The 17,319-nt window shown below is 69.0% G+C and carries 18 protein-coding genes; all 18 read left to right on the forward strand.

Features of this window, described 5'->3' with window-relative positions; translation table 11 throughout:
• Positions 1 to 13 precede the first annotated feature (13 nt).
• The 18 genes from QZH52_RS26640 to rsmH all read left to right on the forward strand — a co-directional run bounded on the left by QZH52_RS26640 (position 14) and on the right by rsmH (position 17,277).
• Positions 14 to 1,360 (forward strand): NfeD family protein, encoded by a 1,347-nt coding sequence (locus QZH52_RS26640; protein WP_301813706.1) that lies wholly within the window; start codon positions 14 to 16, stop codon positions 1,358 to 1,360.
• A gap of 3 nt (positions 1,361 to 1,363) precedes the next feature.
• Complete coding sequence (locus QZH52_RS26645) at positions 1,364 to 2,143, forward strand: slipin family protein (RefSeq protein ID WP_301813707.1); 780 nt, start codon at positions 1,364 to 1,366, stop codon at positions 2,141 to 2,143.
• Positions 2,144 to 2,207: 64 nt separating this feature from the next.
• Positions 2,208 to 3,182: a magnesium/cobalt transporter CorA gene (gene corA / locus QZH52_RS26650; RefSeq protein WP_301813708.1), complete on the forward strand. Its 975-nt coding sequence runs from the start codon at positions 2,208 to 2,210 to the stop codon at positions 3,180 to 3,182.
• 5 nt (positions 3,183 to 3,187) lie between these two features.
• Positions 3,188 to 4,384 (forward strand): amidohydrolase family protein, encoded by a 1,197-nt coding sequence (locus tag QZH52_RS26655; protein WP_301813709.1) that lies wholly within the window; start codon positions 3,188 to 3,190, stop codon positions 4,382 to 4,384.
• Between the two features lie 40 nt (positions 4,385 to 4,424).
• Positions 4,425 to 4,907 (forward strand): nucleoside deaminase, encoded by a 483-nt coding sequence (locus tag QZH52_RS26660; RefSeq protein ID WP_301813710.1) that lies wholly within the window; start codon positions 4,425 to 4,427, stop codon positions 4,905 to 4,907.
• A gap of 24 nt (positions 4,908 to 4,931) precedes the next feature.
• A complete protein-coding gene (locus QZH52_RS26665; protein WP_301813711.1) occupies positions 4,932 to 5,435 on the forward strand; it encodes an ABC transporter ATP-binding protein in 504 nt (167 codons plus the stop codon).
• Positions 5,436 to 5,479: 44 nt separating this feature from the next.
• Positions 5,480 to 6,355 (forward strand): diaminopimelate epimerase, encoded by an 876-nt coding sequence (dapF, locus tag QZH52_RS26670; protein WP_301813712.1) that lies wholly within the window; start codon positions 5,480 to 5,482, stop codon positions 6,353 to 6,355.
• Complete coding sequence (locus QZH52_RS26675; protein ID WP_301813714.1) at positions 6,352 to 7,041, forward strand: DUF484 family protein; 690 nt, start codon at positions 6,352 to 6,354, stop codon at positions 7,039 to 7,041. Before dapF ends, QZH52_RS26675 begins: the two co-directional genes overlap by 4 nt.
• Positions 7,038 to 7,655, forward strand: a complete 618-nt coding sequence (locus tag QZH52_RS26680; RefSeq protein ID WP_301813715.1) for a YdcF family protein — start codon at positions 7,038 to 7,040, stop codon at positions 7,653 to 7,655. The genes QZH52_RS26675 and QZH52_RS26680 overlap by 4 nt, the downstream gene beginning before the upstream one ends.
• On the forward strand, positions 7,639 to 8,670 hold the full coding sequence (locus tag QZH52_RS26685) for a tyrosine recombinase XerC (protein WP_301813717.1): 1,032 nt from the start codon (positions 7,639 to 7,641) through the stop codon (positions 8,668 to 8,670). Before QZH52_RS26680 ends, QZH52_RS26685 begins: the two co-directional genes overlap by 17 nt.
• On the forward strand, positions 8,667 to 9,869 hold the full coding sequence (locus QZH52_RS26690; RefSeq protein ID WP_301813720.1) for a class I SAM-dependent rRNA methyltransferase: 1,203 nt from the start codon (positions 8,667 to 8,669) through the stop codon (positions 9,867 to 9,869). The genes QZH52_RS26685 and QZH52_RS26690 overlap by 4 nt, the downstream gene beginning before the upstream one ends.
• Positions 9,870 to 9,965: 96 nt before the next feature.
• Positions 9,966 to 11,018 carry a CobW family GTP-binding protein gene (locus QZH52_RS26695; RefSeq protein WP_301813722.1) on the forward strand — a complete coding sequence of 351 codons (1,053 nt, stop codon included), beginning with the start codon at positions 9,966 to 9,968 and terminating at the stop codon, positions 11,016 to 11,018.
• Positions 11,019 to 11,223: 205 nt separating this feature from the next.
• Complete coding sequence (dksA, locus tag QZH52_RS26700; protein WP_301813723.1) at positions 11,224 to 12,111, forward strand: RNA polymerase-binding protein DksA; 888 nt, start codon at positions 11,224 to 11,226, stop codon at positions 12,109 to 12,111.
• 31 nt (positions 12,112 to 12,142) lie between these two features.
• Entirely contained in the window at positions 12,143 to 13,711 is a 1,569-nt protein-coding gene (locus tag QZH52_RS26705; protein ID WP_301813724.1) for an STAS domain-containing protein, read from the forward strand.
• Positions 13,712 to 13,764: 53 nt separating this feature from the next.
• Positions 13,765 to 14,313 carry an ATP-dependent protease subunit HslV gene (gene hslV, locus QZH52_RS26710; protein ID WP_286533963.1) on the forward strand — a complete coding sequence of 183 codons (549 nt, stop codon included), beginning with the start codon at positions 13,765 to 13,767 and terminating at the stop codon, positions 14,311 to 14,313.
• Positions 14,314 to 14,330: 17 nt separating this feature from the next.
• Entirely contained in the window at positions 14,331 to 15,653 is a 1,323-nt protein-coding gene (gene hslU / locus QZH52_RS26715) for an ATP-dependent protease ATPase subunit HslU (RefSeq protein ID WP_286523872.1), read from the forward strand.
• A gap of 260 nt (positions 15,654 to 15,913) precedes the next feature.
• Positions 15,914 to 16,342: a division/cell wall cluster transcriptional repressor MraZ gene (mraZ, locus tag QZH52_RS26720; protein ID WP_286523971.1), complete on the forward strand. Its 429-nt coding sequence runs from the start codon at positions 15,914 to 15,916 to the stop codon at positions 16,340 to 16,342.
• Positions 16,343 to 16,350: 8 nt separating this feature from the next.
• Complete coding sequence (rsmH, locus tag QZH52_RS26725; RefSeq protein ID WP_301813726.1) at positions 16,351 to 17,277, forward strand: 16S rRNA (cytosine(1402)-N(4))-methyltransferase RsmH; 927 nt, start codon at positions 16,351 to 16,353, stop codon at positions 17,275 to 17,277.
• The last annotated feature ends 42 nt before the right edge of the window (positions 17,278 to 17,319 follow it).

Consider the following 17,319-nt stretch of genomic DNA (forward strand, 5'->3'; position numbering starts at 1 on the left):
CTAGAATCATCGGATGCGGTCCGCCACCACATGGCTGATGGGACTGGTCCTCCTCGCCCACGCGATGGGAGCGGCCGGCGCCCAAGCCGTGCCTGCCGCTGCACCCGCGCCCGCTTCGCCTGGCACCGTCGTCCTGATGGAGCTCGACGGCGCCATCGGCCCGGCCGCGGTCGACCACGTGCGCCGCGGCCTCCGGCTGGCGGCCCGCGAACAGGCCCGGCTCGCCGTGATCCAGCTCGACACGCCCGGCGGTCTCGACGCCTCGATGCGCGACATCGTCAAGGACATCCTGGCCTCCCCGGTGCCGGTGGCGACCTTCGTGGCGCCGGACGGCGCCCGCGCCGCCAGCGCCGGCACCTACATCCTCTACGCCAGCCACATCGCCGCGATGGCGCCGGCCAGCAACCTCGGCGCCGCGACGCCGGTGGCGATCGGGGCGCCGACGCCGGCCGTGCCGGACACGATGGCCGCCAAGCGGCTGGCCGACGCCTCGGCCTACCTGCGCAGCCTGGCGCAGCTGCGCGGGCGCAACGCCGACTGGGGCGAGCTGGCGGTGCGCGAGTCGGCCAGCCTGTCGGCGGCCGAAGCATTGCAGAAGAACGTCATCACGCTGGTCGCGCAGGATGTGGCCGACCTGCTGCGCCAGGTCGACGGCCGCGAGGTGCGCACGGCGCAGGGGACGCTGCGGTTGTCGACGCGGCAGGCCCAGGTGCTGGTGTTCGATGCCGACTGGCGCAGCCGGGTGCTGTCGGTGATCACCGAGCCGAGCCTGGCGCTGGTGCTGATGATGCTGGGCATCTATGGCCTGCTGTTCGAGTTCTCGAACCCGGGCTTCGTGCTGCCGGGCGTGGTGGGCGCGATCAGCCTGCTGCTGGCGCTCTTCGGGCTGCAGATGCTGCCGGTCAACTACGCCGGGCTGGCGCTGATCTTCCTCGGCGTGGCCTTCCTGATCGCCGAGGCCTTCCTGCCGACATTCGGCGCACTCGGGGTCGGCGGCATCGCCGCCTTCTGTATCGGCGCCGTGCTGCTGATCGACAACGAGGCACCCGGCTTCGGCGTCCCGCTGTGGCTGGTCGGCGCGCTGGCGGTGGTCTCGGCCGGCTTCATCGTGGTGGTCGCGGGTGCCGCCGCCAAGAGCCGGCGGCGGCCGCCGGTGCTCGGGGTCTCGACCTTGGTCGGGGCCACCGGCGAGCTGGTCGAGTTCGCCGACGGCGAGGGCTGGGCGCAGATCCAGGGCGACTACTGGAAGGTGCGCGGCGCGCAGGGCCTGCGCGCGGGCCGCCGCATCCGCGTGATGCGCGTGCAGGGGCTGGCCTTGCAGGTGGCGGAGGACAACACGGAGGGCCCGTCGCGGGCTTGAGACATGTTCTTCAACTTCAACATGGTGCTGCTGGCGCTGTTCGTCCTGCTGGTGGCGCTGCTCGCAGCGGCCTCGCTGCGCATCCTGCGCGAGTACGAGCGCGGCGTGGTGTTCCAGCTCGGGCGCTTCTGGAAGGTCAAGGGGCCGGGCCTGGTGATCCTGGTCCCCGGCCTGCAGCAGATGGTGCGGGTCGGCCTGCGCGTGATGGTGCTCGACGTGCCGAGCCAGGACGTGATCACGCGCGACAACGTGTCGGTGAAGGTCAACGCGGTGCTCTATTTCCGCGTCGTCGATCCCGAGAAGGCGGTGATCCAGGTCGAGAAGTACTTCGAGGCCACCAGCCAGCTGGCCCAGACCACGCTGCGCGCAGTGCTCGGCAAGCACGAGCTCGACGACCTGCTGGCCGAGCGCGAGCGGCTCAACCTCGACATCCAGAAGATCCTCGCGGCCCAGACCGACCTCTGGGGCATCAAGGTGACCAATGTCGAGATCAAGCATGTCGACCTCAACGAGAACATGGTGCGCGCGATCGCCCGCCAGGCCGAGGCGGAGCGCGAGCGACGCGCCAAGGTGATCCATGCCGAGGGCGAGCTGCAGGCCTCGGTCAAGCTGGCCGAGGCGGCCGAGATCCTGGGCCGGCATCCGCAGGCCCTGCAGCTGCGCTACCTGGAGACGCTCACGGTGATCGGCGCCGACAAGAACTCGACCATCGTGTTCCCGCTGCCGATCGACCTGATCGGCAAGCTGCTGCAGCGGCTGGACGACCGGCCGTCGCGCGGCTGAGTTCGTCTCGCCGCCGCGCGGGGCGTGGCAAGATCATCCGTCTCCATCGCCCGGGCCCCCCGCCATGCTCATCAACTGCGTCGTCTACCAGGACGGTTCAAAGCTCGCCGACATTCCGATTTCCGAGATCAGCGACTACCTGTCGCGGCCGGGCTGCTTCGTGTGGGTGGCGCTGCACGAGGCGACGCCCGCAGAGCTGGCCGAGCTGCAGCAGGAATTCGACCTCCATCCGCTGGCGGTCGAGGATGCGCAGCATGGCCACCAGCGGCCCAAGGTCGAGGAGTACGCCGATTCGCTGTTCGCGGTGATGCACCTGCTGGAGCCCGATGGGCTCGACCAGGGCGAACTCGGCGTCGGCGAGGTCGATGTCTTCGTCGGCCGCAACTACGTGGTCTCGGTGCGCAACCGCAGCGAGCACGGCTTCGTCGAAGTCCGCCAGCGCTGCGAGCGCGAGCCCGACTTGCTGCGCCAAGGGCCTGGCTTCGTGCTGTACGCGCTGATGGATGCGGTGGTCGACCGCTACTTCCCGGTGATCGACGCGCTCGAGGTCGAGCTGGAGAAGATCGAGATGCGGATCTTCACCAAGGGCTCGGCGCGCGAGAGCATTGAGCGGCTCTACGCCTTGAAGCGGCGGCTCACGGTGCTCAAGCATGCGGTCGCGCCGCTGCTCGAAGGCGTCGGCAAGCTGCACGGCGGCCGGGTGCCGCAGATCTGCGCCGGCTCGCAGGAGTATTTCCGCGACGTGGTCGACCACTTGGGCCGTATCAACGCCTCGGTCGATGCCAGCCGCGACACCATCGGCACGGCGATCAGCGTCAACCTGTCGATGGTCACGATCGAGGACGGCGAGGTCACCAAGCGGCTGGCCGCCTGGGCGGCGATCTTCGCGGTCTGCACCGCGTTCGCGGGCATCTGGGGCATGAACTTCCAGCACATGCCCGAGCTGCAATGGCGCTTTGGCTATCCGTTGGCGCTGCTGCTGATCGCGGCGATATCCGGCTATCTCTACTACCGCTTCCGGCGCGCCGGGTGGGTTTAAGGCCCATGTCCCTGCCCGATCCCCTCCTGATCCGCAACGTGCGCCCGCTGGGCCGGGCGCCGGTCGACCTGCTGCTGCGCGACGGCCGGATCGCGGCGATCGGCAGCGCCCTGGAGGCGCCGCAGGAGCGGATCGACATCGAAGACGGCGGCGGCGCCTTGCTGCTGCCCGGCCTGGTCGAGGGCCACACCCATCTCGACAAGACTCTCTGGGGCATGGCCTGGTACCGCAACGAAGTCGGCACCCGGCTGGTCGACAAGATCGACAACGAACGCGCCTTCCGCGAGGCCAGCGGCCACGATGCGGCGGGCCAGTCGCTGGCGCTGGCCCGGGCCTTCCTGGTCCGCGGCACGACCCGCCTGCGCACCCATGTCGACATCGACACCCAGGCCGGGCTGCGCCATCTCGAGGGCGTGGCGCGCACGCGCGAGGCCATGCAGGCCCTGCAGCAGATCCAGATCGTGGCCTTCCCGCAGTCCGGCCTGCTGCAGCGGCCCGGCACCGCGGCGCTGCTCGAGCAGGCGATGGGCGCGGGCGCCGACCTGCTCGGCGGGCTCGATCCCTGCGCGATCGACGGCGACCCGGTGCGCTCGCTCGACACGCTCTTCGGCATCGCCGAACGCCGCGGCTGCGGCCTCGACATCCACCTGCACGAGCCGGGCGCGATGGGCGCCTTCTCGCTCGGGCTGATCATGGACCGCATCGCCGCTCTCGGCATGCAGGGCAAGGTGGCGATCAGCCATGGCTTCTGCCTCGGCGACCTGCCGCCGGCCGAGCGCGACCCGCTGATCGCGCGCATGGCGCAGCTCGGCATGGTGCTGATCACCAGCGCGCCGCCGTCGCGCAGCGTGCCGCCCTTGCTGGCCTGCCGCCAGGCCGGCCTCACGGTGCTGGGCGGCAACGACGGCATCCGCGACACCTGGTCGCCCTACGGCAACCCCGACATGCTCGAGCGCGCGATGCTGATCGGCCTGCGCTACAACCTGCGCCGCGACGACGAACTGGACGTCGCGCTCGACTGCGTCACCCACGCCGGTGCGCGCGGCTGCGGCTTCGAGGCCTATGGCCTGGCACCGGGCGACCGGGCCGACCTGGTGCTGGTCGATGCGCAGACCGTGGCCGAGGCCATCGTGGCGCGACCGCCGCGCCGGCTGGTCGTGGCCGGCGGGCGCATCTGCGCGCGCAACGGCTCGTTGATCTGACATCCCCGACGGAGAAAACACGATGTACCAGGAAGAATTCATGAAGCGCGCCATCGCGTTGTCGGCCCAGGCCTTGACGACGCCCGGCACCGAGCCGTTCGCGGCGCTGGTGGTGAAGGACGGCGTGGTCGTCGGCGAGGGCTTCAACCACTCGGTGGCGCATTTCGACCCGACCTCGCACGGCGAGATCGAGGCGATTCGCGACGCCTGCCGCAACCTGAAGACCGTCGATCTCGGCGGCTGCGAGCTCTACACCTCGTGCGAGCCCTGCGCCCTGTGCGTGGCGGCGATGCGGATCGCCGGCATTGGCCAGCTCTACTACGCCGCCTCGCTCGCGCAATCGGGCGCCGCCTTCGAGGGCGTGCCGGTGGCGGCCCGCCATCCGATCGACGTCGATGCGCTGCGCGCCGAGGCCGGCGCGCCGCTGGAGCGTCGCCAGCCGCCGGCCCAGCAACGGATGGCCGACGATGCGATTCAGGTTCTTTCAGATTGGGCTGTAACCCGAAAGGTGGAATTCGGATGATCTTCCGGGCAGAATCCGGCCCACATGAAATTCCGGACCGGCTCGCTCCTTGGCATCGCATTGATTTCCCTGGCATCGCACACGGCCTTCGGCCAGCCGTCGGATGTTCAGGATTCGTTCAGTAAAGAACCATGGTGGGAGCTGGTCGTCGGCCCTTTCGCGGTCCACTTCAGCAACGAGGACGAACACACGCATGTGTACCTGCTGGGCCTCGAGCGCAACCAGCCCGACGGCTGGATGTGGGGCCTGTCGGCGTTCCAGAATTCCTTCGGCCAGGCGTCCGCGTATGCCTATTACGGCTATCGCTGGGACAACCTGTTCGGCTATCCGTCGCTGTACTTCAAGCTGTCGGGCGGCATCATCTACGGCTACGTGGGCCAGTACAAGGACAAGGTGCCCTACAACCATGACGGCTTCGGCCTCGGCATCATCCCCGCGATCGGCTACAAGTTCACGAAGGCGGATTCCGTGCAGATCGGGACCCTCGGCACCGCCGGCCTGATCTTCACCTACAACCGCAAGTTCTGAAGTCCGGCCCGGGGCCGGCGGGATGGTCAGCCGATAATCCCGGGATGCGAATCCGCTTCACCAAGATGCAGGGCGCCGGCAACGACTTCGTCGTGCTGGACGAAACCCGCGGCACGCTCGGCCTCGACGCCGCGCAGTACCGCTTCCTGGCCGACCGCCATTTCGGCGTCGGCGCCGACCAGATCCTCTCGGTGCGGCCGTCGCCGGCGCCGGGCATCGATTTCCAGTACGTGATCCACAACGCCGACGGCGGCGAGGTCGAGCAATGCGGCAACGGCGCGCGCTGCTTCATGCGCTTCGTGCGCGAGCGCCAACTGACGGTCAAGGACGCGGTGCGGGTGCAGACGCTGTCGGGTGTGATCGAGCCGCGCATGGGGGCCGACGGCCGGGTCACGGTCGACATGGGCGCCCCGGTCTTCGACCTGGCCCGCGTGCCCTTCGACCCCGCCGGCCTCGACCCGCAGCCCGAAGGCGGATGGCACACCTGGCACCTGGCGCTCGGCACCCATGCGGGCAGCGCGATCGTGGCCGTCGCCGTGCTGTCGATGGGCAACCCGCACGCGGTGCAGATCGTCGCCGACGTCGACACCGCACCGGTCGCGGCGCAGGGCCCGCTGATCGAGCACCACCCTCGCTTCCCGCAACGCGTCAACGCCGGCTTCATGCAGGTGGTCGACCGCGCCCACGTTCGGCTGCGGGTCTTCGAGCGCGGCGCCGGCGAGACCCTGGCCTGCGGCACCGGCGCCTGCGCCGCGGTGGTCGCGGGCATCCGGCTCGGCCTGCTCGACACGAGGGTCGACGTCCAGACCCGCGGCGGACTGCTCACCATCGAATGGACCGCCGACGGTGCACCGGTCCTGATGACCGGCCCCGCGATCACGGTCTTCGAGGGCGACATCGAGGTGCCGGACCCGTCATGAACAATTTCAACGCCAACGCCATGAACCCGATCACCGAAGACGACATTGCCAACTACCTGGCGAACACGCCCGACTTCTTCGAGCGCCATGCCCAGCTGCTCGGCCAGGTCCAGCTGACCAGCCCGCACGGCAACCGTGCCGTCAGCCTGCAGGAGCGCCAGGCCGAGATGCTGCGCGAGAAGATCAAGGCGCTCGAGCATCGCGTCATGGACATGGTGCGCCACGGGACCGAGAACGTGGTCACGGCCGACCGCCTGCAGCGCTGGACCCGCGGCCTGCTCACCACGCGCGACCCGCGCGGGCTGCCGGGGCAGATCGCCGGCCAGCTGCAGTCGCTGTTCCTGGTGCCGCAGACCGCCATCAAGGTCTGGGATTGCGACAGCGCCTACCGGGACGAGGCCTACGCCCAGTGGGTCAGCGACGACGTCAAGGCGCTCGCCACCTCGCTGACGGCTCCCTATTGCGGCTTGAACTCCGGCTTCGAGGCGGCCGGTTGGCTGGCCGAGCCGCAGGCCGCGGTGTCGATCGCCCTGATCCCGCTGCGGCCCGAGCCCGAGGCCGCGGCCTTCGGCCTGCTGGTGCTGGCCTCGCCGGACGCCCAGCGCTTCAACCCCGAGATGGGCACCGATTTCCTGGAGCGCATCGCCGAGCTCGCCTCGGGCGCGCTGTCGCGGCTGCGCCCTTGAACCGTACCCTGCGGCGCGCCGCCTGGAGCGTGCTGGCGATCCTCCTGGCGGGCTACGCGGCGATCCACCTGATGGTGTGGCGCCACGCGCTCGCCCGCCTCGCCGATCCCCCGCCGCGTCCCGCCGATGCGGCGCTGGTGCTCGGCAACCGGGCCTACAAAGACGGCCGGCCGAACCCCTGCATGACCGGCCGGGTCGACGCCGGCGTCGCGCTCGCCAAGGCCGGGGCGGTCCGCCAGCTGGTGTTTTCGGGCGGCGTCGATCGCGAGGACGGCCGGATCGAGGCCGAGGTGATGGCGCGGCATGCGCGCAGCGTGGGTTATGCCGGAAGCGCGCTGCTGGAGGGTGGCTCGCAGTCGACGCGCGAGAACCTGGCGCTGTCGCGCGCCGTGCTGCAGGCGGCCGGCATCCACAGCGTGGTCGTCGTGACCGAGCCCTATCACCTCTGGCGGGCGGAGCGGCTGGCGCACGCCGGCGGCTTCGACCGCCAGTTCGACGTCCAGTTCGCCGCCGCGCCGAGCAGCTGCTGGCAGACCTGGGGCATGGCCTTCAAAGGTGCGTTGCGCGAGCCTTTCGCGATCGTGAACAATGCGGTGAATGGCTATCTCCACTGAAGCGGCGCCCGCTGCAATGCCGGCCCCAATCGAGAAATACCTCGAGCACGTGCGGGTCGAGCGCCGGCTGGCGGCGCGCACGGTCGAGCTGTATGCCATCCACCTCGCGGCGCTGGCGCAGAACGCCGCCGCCGCCGGGCTGGCGCTCGACCAGGTCCAGACCGCCCACGTGCGCCGCTGGATGGCCCAGCTGCATGGCGCCGGCCGCGAGTCGCGCGGCATCGCGCTGGTGCTCTCGTGCTGGCGCAGCTTCTACCGCTGGCTGGGCAACGAGGGGCTGATCGGTGCCAACCCGGTCCAGGACGTCCATGCGCCGAAGGCGGCGCGTCCGCTGCCCAAGGCGCTCGCGGTCGATGACGCGGTGCGGCTGGCCGAACTGCACGACGCCGAGGCCGACCCCTGGGACGAGGCGCGCGACCGCGCGATCGTCGAGCTGCTCTATGGCTGCGGCCTGCGGGTCGGCGAACTGGTCGGGCTGGACGTGCAGCCGAGCGGCACGGCGCGGGGCTGGATCGACCTCGATGCCGCCGAGGCCAACGTGCTCGGCAAGGGCAGCAAGCGCCGCCTGGTGCCGGTCGGCAGCAAGGCGCTCGAGGCGCTGGCCGCCTGGCTGGCGGTGCGCGGCGACTGTGCGGCGCTGGAGGCCGCAGGTCTGCGCGACCCCGGCAACGCGGCGGCATTGTTCATCGGCCGCAACGGCACCCGCTGCTCGGCCCATGCGGTCTGGAAGCAGCTGCGCGGGCGCAGCCTCAAGGCCGGCCTGTCGGCGCCGGTCCATCCGCACATGCTGCGGCACTCTTTCGCCAGCCACCTGCTGCAATCCAGCAGCGACCTGCGCGCGGTGCAGGAGCTGCTGGGGCACGCCAGCATTTCCACCACCCAGGTCTACACCCGGCTGGATTTCCAGCACCTGGCCAAGGCCTACGACGCCGCCCATCCCCGGGCCCAGGCGCGCGACGAGGGGCCGCCAGCGGGCGGCGGCTCGCGGCGCGGCAACAAGAACGGTCATTCATGAAGCTTCTGCGTCTGCGTCCCGGCAAGGAGCGTTCGCTGCTGCGCCGCCACCCCTGGGTGTTCGAATCCGCGATCGCCAAGGGCGGCGGCGATGCCGGCGAAACCGTCCGCATCGAGGCCGAGGACGGCCGTTTCCTGGCTTGGGCCGCGTACAGCCCGCATTCGAAGATCCGGGCCCGCGCCTGGAGCTTCGACGAGGGGCAGCGCATCGATGCCGCCTTCCTGGCGGCGAGGGTCGCGCAAGCGGTCCGCGCCCGGCTGCTGTTCGACCTCCAGAGCGATGGGGTGCGGCTGATCCACGGCGAGGCCGACGGCCTGCCGGGCCTGATCGTCGACCGCTATGGCGACACGCTGGTGGCGCAGTTCCTGTCGGCCGGCGTCGAGCGCTGGAAGGCGCCGCTGGCCGACGCGCTGCTCGCCGCCACCGGCCTCGACAAGCTCTACGAGCGCTCCGATGCCAGCGGCCGCGAGCGCGAAGGCCTGAAGCCGCAGACCGGCTGGCTGCGCGGCAGCGGCCCGACCGAATTGCGCATCCGCGAGCACGACTGGCAGCTGGGCCTGGACATCGCGACCGGTCACAAGACCGGCTTCTACCTCGACCAGCGCGACAGCCGCCAGCGCTTCGCCGAACTGGCCGCGCGGCGGCGCTTTCGCCGCGTGCTGAACTGCTTCTGCTACACCGGTGGCTTCACGGTCGCCGCCCTGGCCGGCCTGAAGGCGGCGGGCTCGGTCGAGGGCGCCCAGCTGGTCTCGATCGATTCGTCGCAGCCGGCGCTGGAGCGCGCGCGGGCCCACGTGACCCTGAACGGCTTCGACGATGCCCGTTGCGAATTCCTCGATGCCGACGTCAACGCCAGCCTGCGCCGCTTCGTCGAGGAGGGGCGGCAGTTCGATGCGATCGTGCTCGACCCGCCGAAGTTCGCCCCCACGGTGGCCCACGCCGAACGCGCCGCGCGCGCCTACAAGGACCTCAACCGGCAGGCCTTCAAGCTGCTGGCGCCGGGCGGCCACCTGCTGACCTTCTCGTGTTCGGGCGGCATCGGCGCCGACCTGTTCCACAAGATCGTGGCATCGGCCGGCATCGACGCCGGGGTCGACGGCTACATCACCGAGCGCCTCGGCGCGGCGCCCGACCACCCGATGACCATCGAGTTCCCCGAAGGCGAGTACTTGAAAGGCCTGGTGGTGGTGCGCAAATAGCCTTTGACCTTGCCGCGGCGCGGCCGAGCCGGCGTCGCTAAACTTCCCGCCTTCCCCCCGTTTCCCGGTTTCCCCGTTTCTCCCCGGAGCATTCCCATGGCCCTCATCCCCGCCACCATCCTCACCGGCTTCCTCGGCTCCGGCAAGACCACCCTGCTCAAGCGGATCCTGAGCGAGGCCCATGGCCAGAAGATCGCCGTGATCGAGAACGAATTCGGCGAGGAGAACATCGACAACGACATCCTGGTCACCGAGTCGAAGGAGCAGATCGTCCAGATGAGCAACGGCTGCATCTGCTGCACCATCCGCGAGGACCTGCGCGAGGCGCTGCAGCTGCTGGCGGCCAAGAAGCGCAAGGGCCTGCTGGACTTCGACCGGGTGGTGATCGAGACCACCGGCCTGGCCGATCCCGGCCCGGTGGCGCAGACCTTCTTCATGGACGACGAGATCGCCGAGAGCTACCTGCTCGACTCGATCCTGACGCTGGTCGATGCCAAGCATGCCCCGCAGCAGCTCAACGACCGCCAGGAAGCCCGGCGCCAGGTCGGCTTTGCCGACCAGATCTTCATCAGCAAGAGCGACCTGGTCGCCGAGGAAGAGACCGAGGCGCTGATCCACCGCCTCAAGCACATGAACCCGCGCGCGCCGCAGCAGAAGGTGCATTTCGGCGATGTGCCGATCAAGGACGTGTTCGACCTGCGCGGCTTCAACCTCAATGCCAAGCTGGACATCGACCCGGACTTCCTCAAGGAGGAAGAGGCGCACGACCACGACCATGACCACGCGCATGGCGAGCATTGCGACCATCCCTCGCATGCGCACGAAGGCCATGGCCACCACCACCATCACGACGACGACGTCAAGAGCTTCGTCTACCGCTCCGACCGGGCCTTCGATCCGGCCCGGCTGGAAGATTTCCTGGGCGCCATCGTCAACATCTACGGCCCGCGGATGCTGCGCTACAAGGGCGTGCTGCACATGCAGGGCACCGAGCGCAAGGTGATCTTCCAGGGCGTGCACCAGCTGATGGGCAGCGACCTCGGCCCGGCCTGGGGCACCGACGAAAAGCGCACCAGCCGCATGGTGTTCATCGGCATCGACCTGCCGCGCGAGATCCTCGAACAGGGCCTCGACCAGTGTCTGGTCTGATTTGACCGCCCTGGGGACGGTTCTCTCTATACAATCGCGCGCCTGTTACGGGAGCCAGACACGTCCTTCTGGGGCGAAGTGTGACTTCCGGCATAGGGTCGGGCGCGTATCGGGGTTGGATTCGGGGGTATAACCCCGGGGTTCGCCATCGGCGAGCCCCCATGATCTGAATGCGCGTCCGAGACCATCGAAGGAGCCAGTCACCGTGAAGAAACCCGCCGCAACAGCCAAGCCCGCGTCGAAGCCGGCCGTCAAGAAGACGGTGGTTGCCAAGCAGGCGGTACCGGCGGCGAAGAAGGTTTCCGCCAAGCCCGCTGCCGAGCCGCCCAAGCCCGCCGCCAAGAGCAAGGCGCCGGCGGCCGCCGCGGGCGCCCCCTCATCCAAACCGGCCGGCGCCCACGCCGTGCCACCTGCACCATCGAGTCCCATGAAAAAAACGGCTGCCGCCTCATCTACTTCCGCCCCGGCGACACCCGCAACGACTGCCGCCCCCGCTCCCGCACGCGGCGGCCGTGTGTCGCGGCTGTCCCAGCTGACGGTCCCCTCCATGCCGCAATCGGTGGCTTCCACCGCGGCCAAGTCCAGCTTCGTGCAGATCAGCTCGAACGCACTGGTGCCGCCGCCGCCGATCGCGGTCAAGAAAGATCCGAAACTGGTCAACAACTGGAAGACCAAGTCGGCCGAGGAGCTCAGCGATGCCGAAGTCATCGCGATGCCCGACACCGAGTACATGAACGAGAAGCAGATGGCGTTCTTCCGCCTGAAGCTGCAGGAACTCAAGCGCGGCATCCTCGAGAACGCCGGCGAGACGACCGAGCACCTGCGTGAAGACACCGTGGTCGTGCCCGACCCGGCCGACCGCGCCACCATCGAGGAAGAGCACGCGCTCGAGCTGCGCACCCGCGACCGCGAGCGGAAGCTGCTCAAGAAGATCGAGCAGTCGATCCAGCGCATCGACGCCGGCGACTACGGCTACTGCGACGAGACCGGCGAGCCGATCGGCGTCGGCCGCCTGCTGGCCCGTCCGACCGCCACGCTGTCGCTCGAGGCACAGCAGCGGCGCGAACTGAAGCAGAAGATGTTCGGCGACTGATCACCCAGGGAGCCGGACGGAGACGCTGCGCATGGCCAAGGAAGAAACCGGTCGCTTGCTGTCGAAGGTGGCGAAGTTCGTTCGCAATCCCCTCAAGGATTGGTCCGAGCTCGACGCCGACGAGTCGTCGACGCTCGAAAACGGCTACAGCCGTGAAATGCTCAAGGAAATGATCGAGCGGCGGCAGCGCAACGACTTCGTGCGCCGCCGCGAGTTCGACATGCTACGCAAGCTGCGCCAGCGCGAGGCGGCCGGCGGGCGCGACCCGGCGGCCACGCCGTCGTCGTTCAACGTCAGCAGCACCAACGACAAATCCGATGGCCGGGCGCTCACGCTCAAGAAGATCGACGAGATCGAAGAGCAGATGTCCCAGCAGTGGTGGAAAGGCCGCGACCCCCGCGCCGCGGCCCCCGGCGCCGAAGGCGCGCCGGCCGATGGCGCGCCGCACATGGCTGAACAGCATGCGCGCGCCTATGCCGACACGGTGCCGGGCGTGCCGCAGGGCGGGGTCCAGGGCCTCCAGGTCCAGCTGCCCGCCCATGATGGCAGCATCGAGGAGGCCGCGATCCGCTATGCCCACGGCGACGATGCCGGCGCCGAGGCGATCCTGCTGCAGGCGCTGGCGCCCGACAGCCCGACCGGCTCGCACGACGACACCTGGCGCACCCTGCTCGATCTCTACCGCGCCACCGGCGACGCCGAGAAATTCGAGGCCGCCAGCACCCGCTATGCCCAGCGGATGAAGCAGGCTGCGCCCGAGTGGCTCTCGTTCCGCGCCCTGGCCAGCTCGGCCCGCGCCGCGACCCCGGGCCAGGCCGTGCCGGCGCCGGCCCCGGCGAGCGATGCCGACTGGCCCAGCCCGCCGCGGCTCGCGCGCGAGGGCCTGATCGGCCTGACCCGTGCCCTGGGCGCCGCCGGCCCGTCGTGGCGGCTCGACTGGAGCGCGCTCGACGCCATCGAGCCCGATGCGGCCGGACCGCTGAGGGCCTTGTTCACCCACTGGGCCGACTCGACCGTGCAGCTGCGCTTCCGCGGCGGCGACCGGCTGCTGCTGGTGCTCGCCGAAGCCACGCCGGCCAACGACCGCGGCGTCGATGCCGTCTGGTGGCAACTCCACATGGCGGCCTTGCGGGTGATGCACCGCGGCGACGAATTCGAGCTGCTGGCGCTCAACTATTGCATCACCTACGAAGTGTCGCCGCCGCCCTGGGAAGATCCCAAGGGCGACTTCGCGTCGCTGGACGCCGCGCCGGCGGCAGCCGCCCCCGCGCGGGCCTTCTCCTTCGGCGCCGACGAGCCGCCCCAGGCCGTCGCGCCGGAGCCGGGCCACAGCCAGCTGGTAGGCGACCTGATCGGGGAGTCGCTCTCGACCTGGCAGCGGCTCGACGCCGAACTGGGCGACGCGGCGTCGCCTGTGGTGTCCTGTGCGGCCCTGGTGCGGATCGATTTCGCCGCCGCCGGGACCCTGCTCAACTGGGTCAGCGACCACCACGGCAGCGGCCGCAGCGTGCATTTCACCGACGTCCACCGCCTGGCGGCGGCCTTTTTCGACGTCATCGGCATCGCCGACCACGCCTCGGTCGCCCTCAGAAAAGACTGAACTCGGCGCCGGCCGGGGGTTGAGATCGGGCCCTTCGCCCTGAAGTTGCTTCGATGGAACAATTTCACGGAACCACCATCGTCAGCGTCCGCCGCAAGGTTGCAGGGGCCGCCGATCAGGTCGCCATCGGCGGCGACGGCCAGGTCACGCTGGGCAACATCGTCATCAAAGGCACGGCGCGCAAGGTGCGCCGGCTCTACCACGGCAAGGTGCTGGCCGGTTTCGCCGGCGCCACCGCCGATGCCTTCACTCTGTTCGAGCGCTTCGAGGCCAAGCTCGAGAAGCACCAGGGCCACCTGGCGCGCGCCGCCATCGAGCTGACCAAGGACTGGCGCACCGACCGCGTGCTGCGCCGTCTCGAGGCCATGCTGGCCGTGGCCGACGCCACCAGCTCGCTGATCATCACCGGCAACGGCGACGTGCTGGAGCCCGAGAACGGCATCATCGCGATCGGTTCCGGCGGTGCCTACGCACAAGCCGCGGCCAAGGCGCTGCTCGACAACTCCGAGCTGCCCGCCGAGCAGATCGTGAAGAAATCGCTGGAGATCGCCGGCGAACTCTGCATTTACACGAACATGCACCACACGGTCGAGACCCTCTGAGAATCGCGAGCCCCTCCATGTCCATGACCCCCCAGGAAATCGTCTCCGAGCTCGACCACCACATCGTCGGGCAGCCCCAGGCCAAGCGCGCGGTCGCGATCGCGCTGCGCAACCGCTGGCGCCGCCAGCAGGTCGAGGAGAAGCTGCGCGCCGAGATCACGCCCAAGAACATCCTCATGATCGGCCCGACCGGGGTCGGCAAGACCGAGATCGCGCGCCGGCTGGCGCGGCTGGCCGATGCGCCCTTCATCAAGGTGGAAGCCACCAAGTTCACCGAGGTCGGCTATGTCGGCAAGGACGTCGATTCGATCATCCGCGACCTGGCCGAGATCGCGATCAAGCAGACCCGCGAAGCCGAGAGCGCCAAGGTCCGGATGCGGGCCGAGGATGCGGCCGAGGAGCGCATCCTCGACGTGCTGCTGCCGCCGGCACGGCTGCCCGACGGCGCTGCCGGCGATGGCGCCAGCCCGACCCGCCAGGCCTTTCGCAAGAAGCTGCGCGAGCACGCGCTCGACGACAAGGAGATCGAGATCGACCTGGCCGAGACCCGCCAGCCTCTCGAGATCATGGGGCCGGCCGGCATGGAGGAAATGACCGAACAGCTGCGCGGCATGTTCGGCCAGCTGGGGCAGGCCAAGCGCAAGACCCGCAAGCTCAAGATCGCCGAGGCGATGCGGCTCCTGATCGACGAAGAGGCCGCCAAGCTGGTCAACGAGGACGAGATCCGCAGCCAGGCGATCCACAACGCCGAGCAGAACGGCATCGTCTTCATCGACGAGATCGACAAGGTCGCGACCCGCAGCGAGGCGCAGGGCGCCGATGTCTCGCGTCAGGGCGTGCAGCGCGACCTGCTGCCGCTGGTCGAAGGCACGGCGGTGAGCACCAAGTACGGCGTGGTGCGCACCGACCACATCCTGTTCATCGCCAGCGGCGCCTTCCACCTCAGCAAGCCGAGCGACCTGATCCCCGAGCTGCAGGGCCGCTTCCCGATCCGGGTCGAGCTGCAATCGCTGTCGGTGGCCGATTTCGAGAGTATCCTGACCCAGACCCAGGCCTCGCTGGTGAAGCAGTACCAGGCCTTGCTGGCGACCGAGGGCGTCACGCTCGAATTCACGCCCGAGGGCATCACGCGGCTCGCGAGCATCGCCTTCGATGTCAACGAGCGGACCGAGAACATCGGCGCGCGGCGGCTCTCGACCGTCATGGAGCGGCTGCTCGACGAAGTCAGCTTCGATGCCGCCAAGCTCGATGGCCAGGCGGTGCGCATCGACGCCGCCTATGTCGACGAGCGCCTGCAGGCACTAAGTCACGACGAAGACCTTTCTCGATTCATCCTCTGAATCGCCTGGCGTAGGACGCGGCTCATGCATTACTTTCATTGCGTGAGCTAAGTGCTTCATTTGCAACGGAATTCGGTGTTTTTGCGCGTGCAAAAACACCGCTAAGTCGTTGATTCCATTACAAAAAATACCCCCGAACCCCGGTTGCGGAGTAGGCGTTTCCTGCTACAGTGGAAAAAAGTGCAGTTAAGTGGGAAAAAGTGTCGAGCAAGGCCTGATTCGGGCCTCGCGGCAATTCCCACCACCGGGGTCTCGTGGTCGTGTTTCAAGGCGCTTCATCGCTCAGTCTGGATGCCAAGGGGCGGCTCTCCGTGCCGACCCGGCATCGTGACGTCCTGAGCGCGACCGCCGGCGGCCAGCTCACGTTCACCAAGCATCCGCACGGCTGCCTGATGCTGTTCCCGCGTCCCGAGTGGGAGAAGTTCCGCGAGCGCATCGCCGCGCTGCCGATGTCGGCGCAGTGGTGGAAGCGGGTCTTCCTCGGCAACGCGATGGACGTCGAGATGGACGGCACCGGCCGCGTGCTGGTCTCGCCCGAACTGCGCGCCGCCGCCGGCATCACGCGCGATGCCCTGCTGCTCGGCATGGGCAACCACTTCGAACTCTGGGACAAGGCGACCTACGATGCCAAGGAGGCCGAGGCCACCCAGGGCCAGATGCCGGACGTATTCCAGGACTTCTCGTTCTGAGGCGCGCAGTGGAACAGCCGTGGACCCACACCACCGTCTTGTTGAAGGAAGCGGTGGATGCACTTTTCCCCGATGCCTCGGAGGCCGCGGGCACCTACGTGGACGCGACCTTCGGACGCGGGGGGCATGCCCGCGCGATCCTTGCGAGGCTCGGGCCCGCCGGCCGGCTGATCGCGTTCGACAAGGACGCGGAAGCGGTGGCCGAAGCAGCGCGCATCGAGGATGCGCGTTTTTCCATCCGCCACCAGGGCTTCAGGGACCTGGGGGAACTGCCGCGGTCCAGTGTGGCAGGCCTGCTGATGGACCTCGGTGTCAGCTCTCCCCAGATCGACAACCCCGCACGGGGTTTTTCTTTTCGTTTCGACGGACCGCTCGACATGCGCATGGACACCACGCGCGGCGAGAGCGTTTCCGAATGGCTGGCGACAGCCGAGCAGCAACAGATTGCGGAGGTGATTCGTGACTATGGCGAAGAACGGTTTGCTGTTCAGATTGCAAAGGCGATTGTTGCTCGCCGACAAGAACGGGGCCCAGTTTCAACCACCGCCGAGCTGGCCGAGCTCGTGGCTGGCGCGGTCAAAACCCGCGAGCCGGGCCAGAACCCTGCAACGCGCACATTTCAGGCTCTTCGGATTTTCATCAATGCCGAGCTTGAAGAGCTGCAACAGGCGCTAGAGGCGAGCCTGGCCGTGCTGCAGCCCGGGGGGCGGCTGGCCGTGATCAGCTTCCATTCGCTGGAAGACCGGATCGTGAAGCAGTTCATCGCCCAGCATTCGAAGGAGGTCTACGACCGCCGCGCGCCCTTCGCGGCGCCGAAGGCGATGAAGCTCAAGGCCCTGGCGCGCGTCAAGCCCTCGAAGGCCGAGGTCGAGGGCAACCCGCGCTCGCGCAGCGCGATCCTGCGCGTCGCCGAGCGCACGAGCGAGGGCCTCTGAGATGAATCGCCCCCACGCTCATCACTTCGTGTATCGCTGCCC

This window comes from Variovorax ginsengisoli (genome assembly GCF_030486595.1).
Lineage (GTDB): Bacteria > Pseudomonadota > Gammaproteobacteria > Burkholderiales > Burkholderiaceae_C > Variovorax > Variovorax ginsengisoli_B.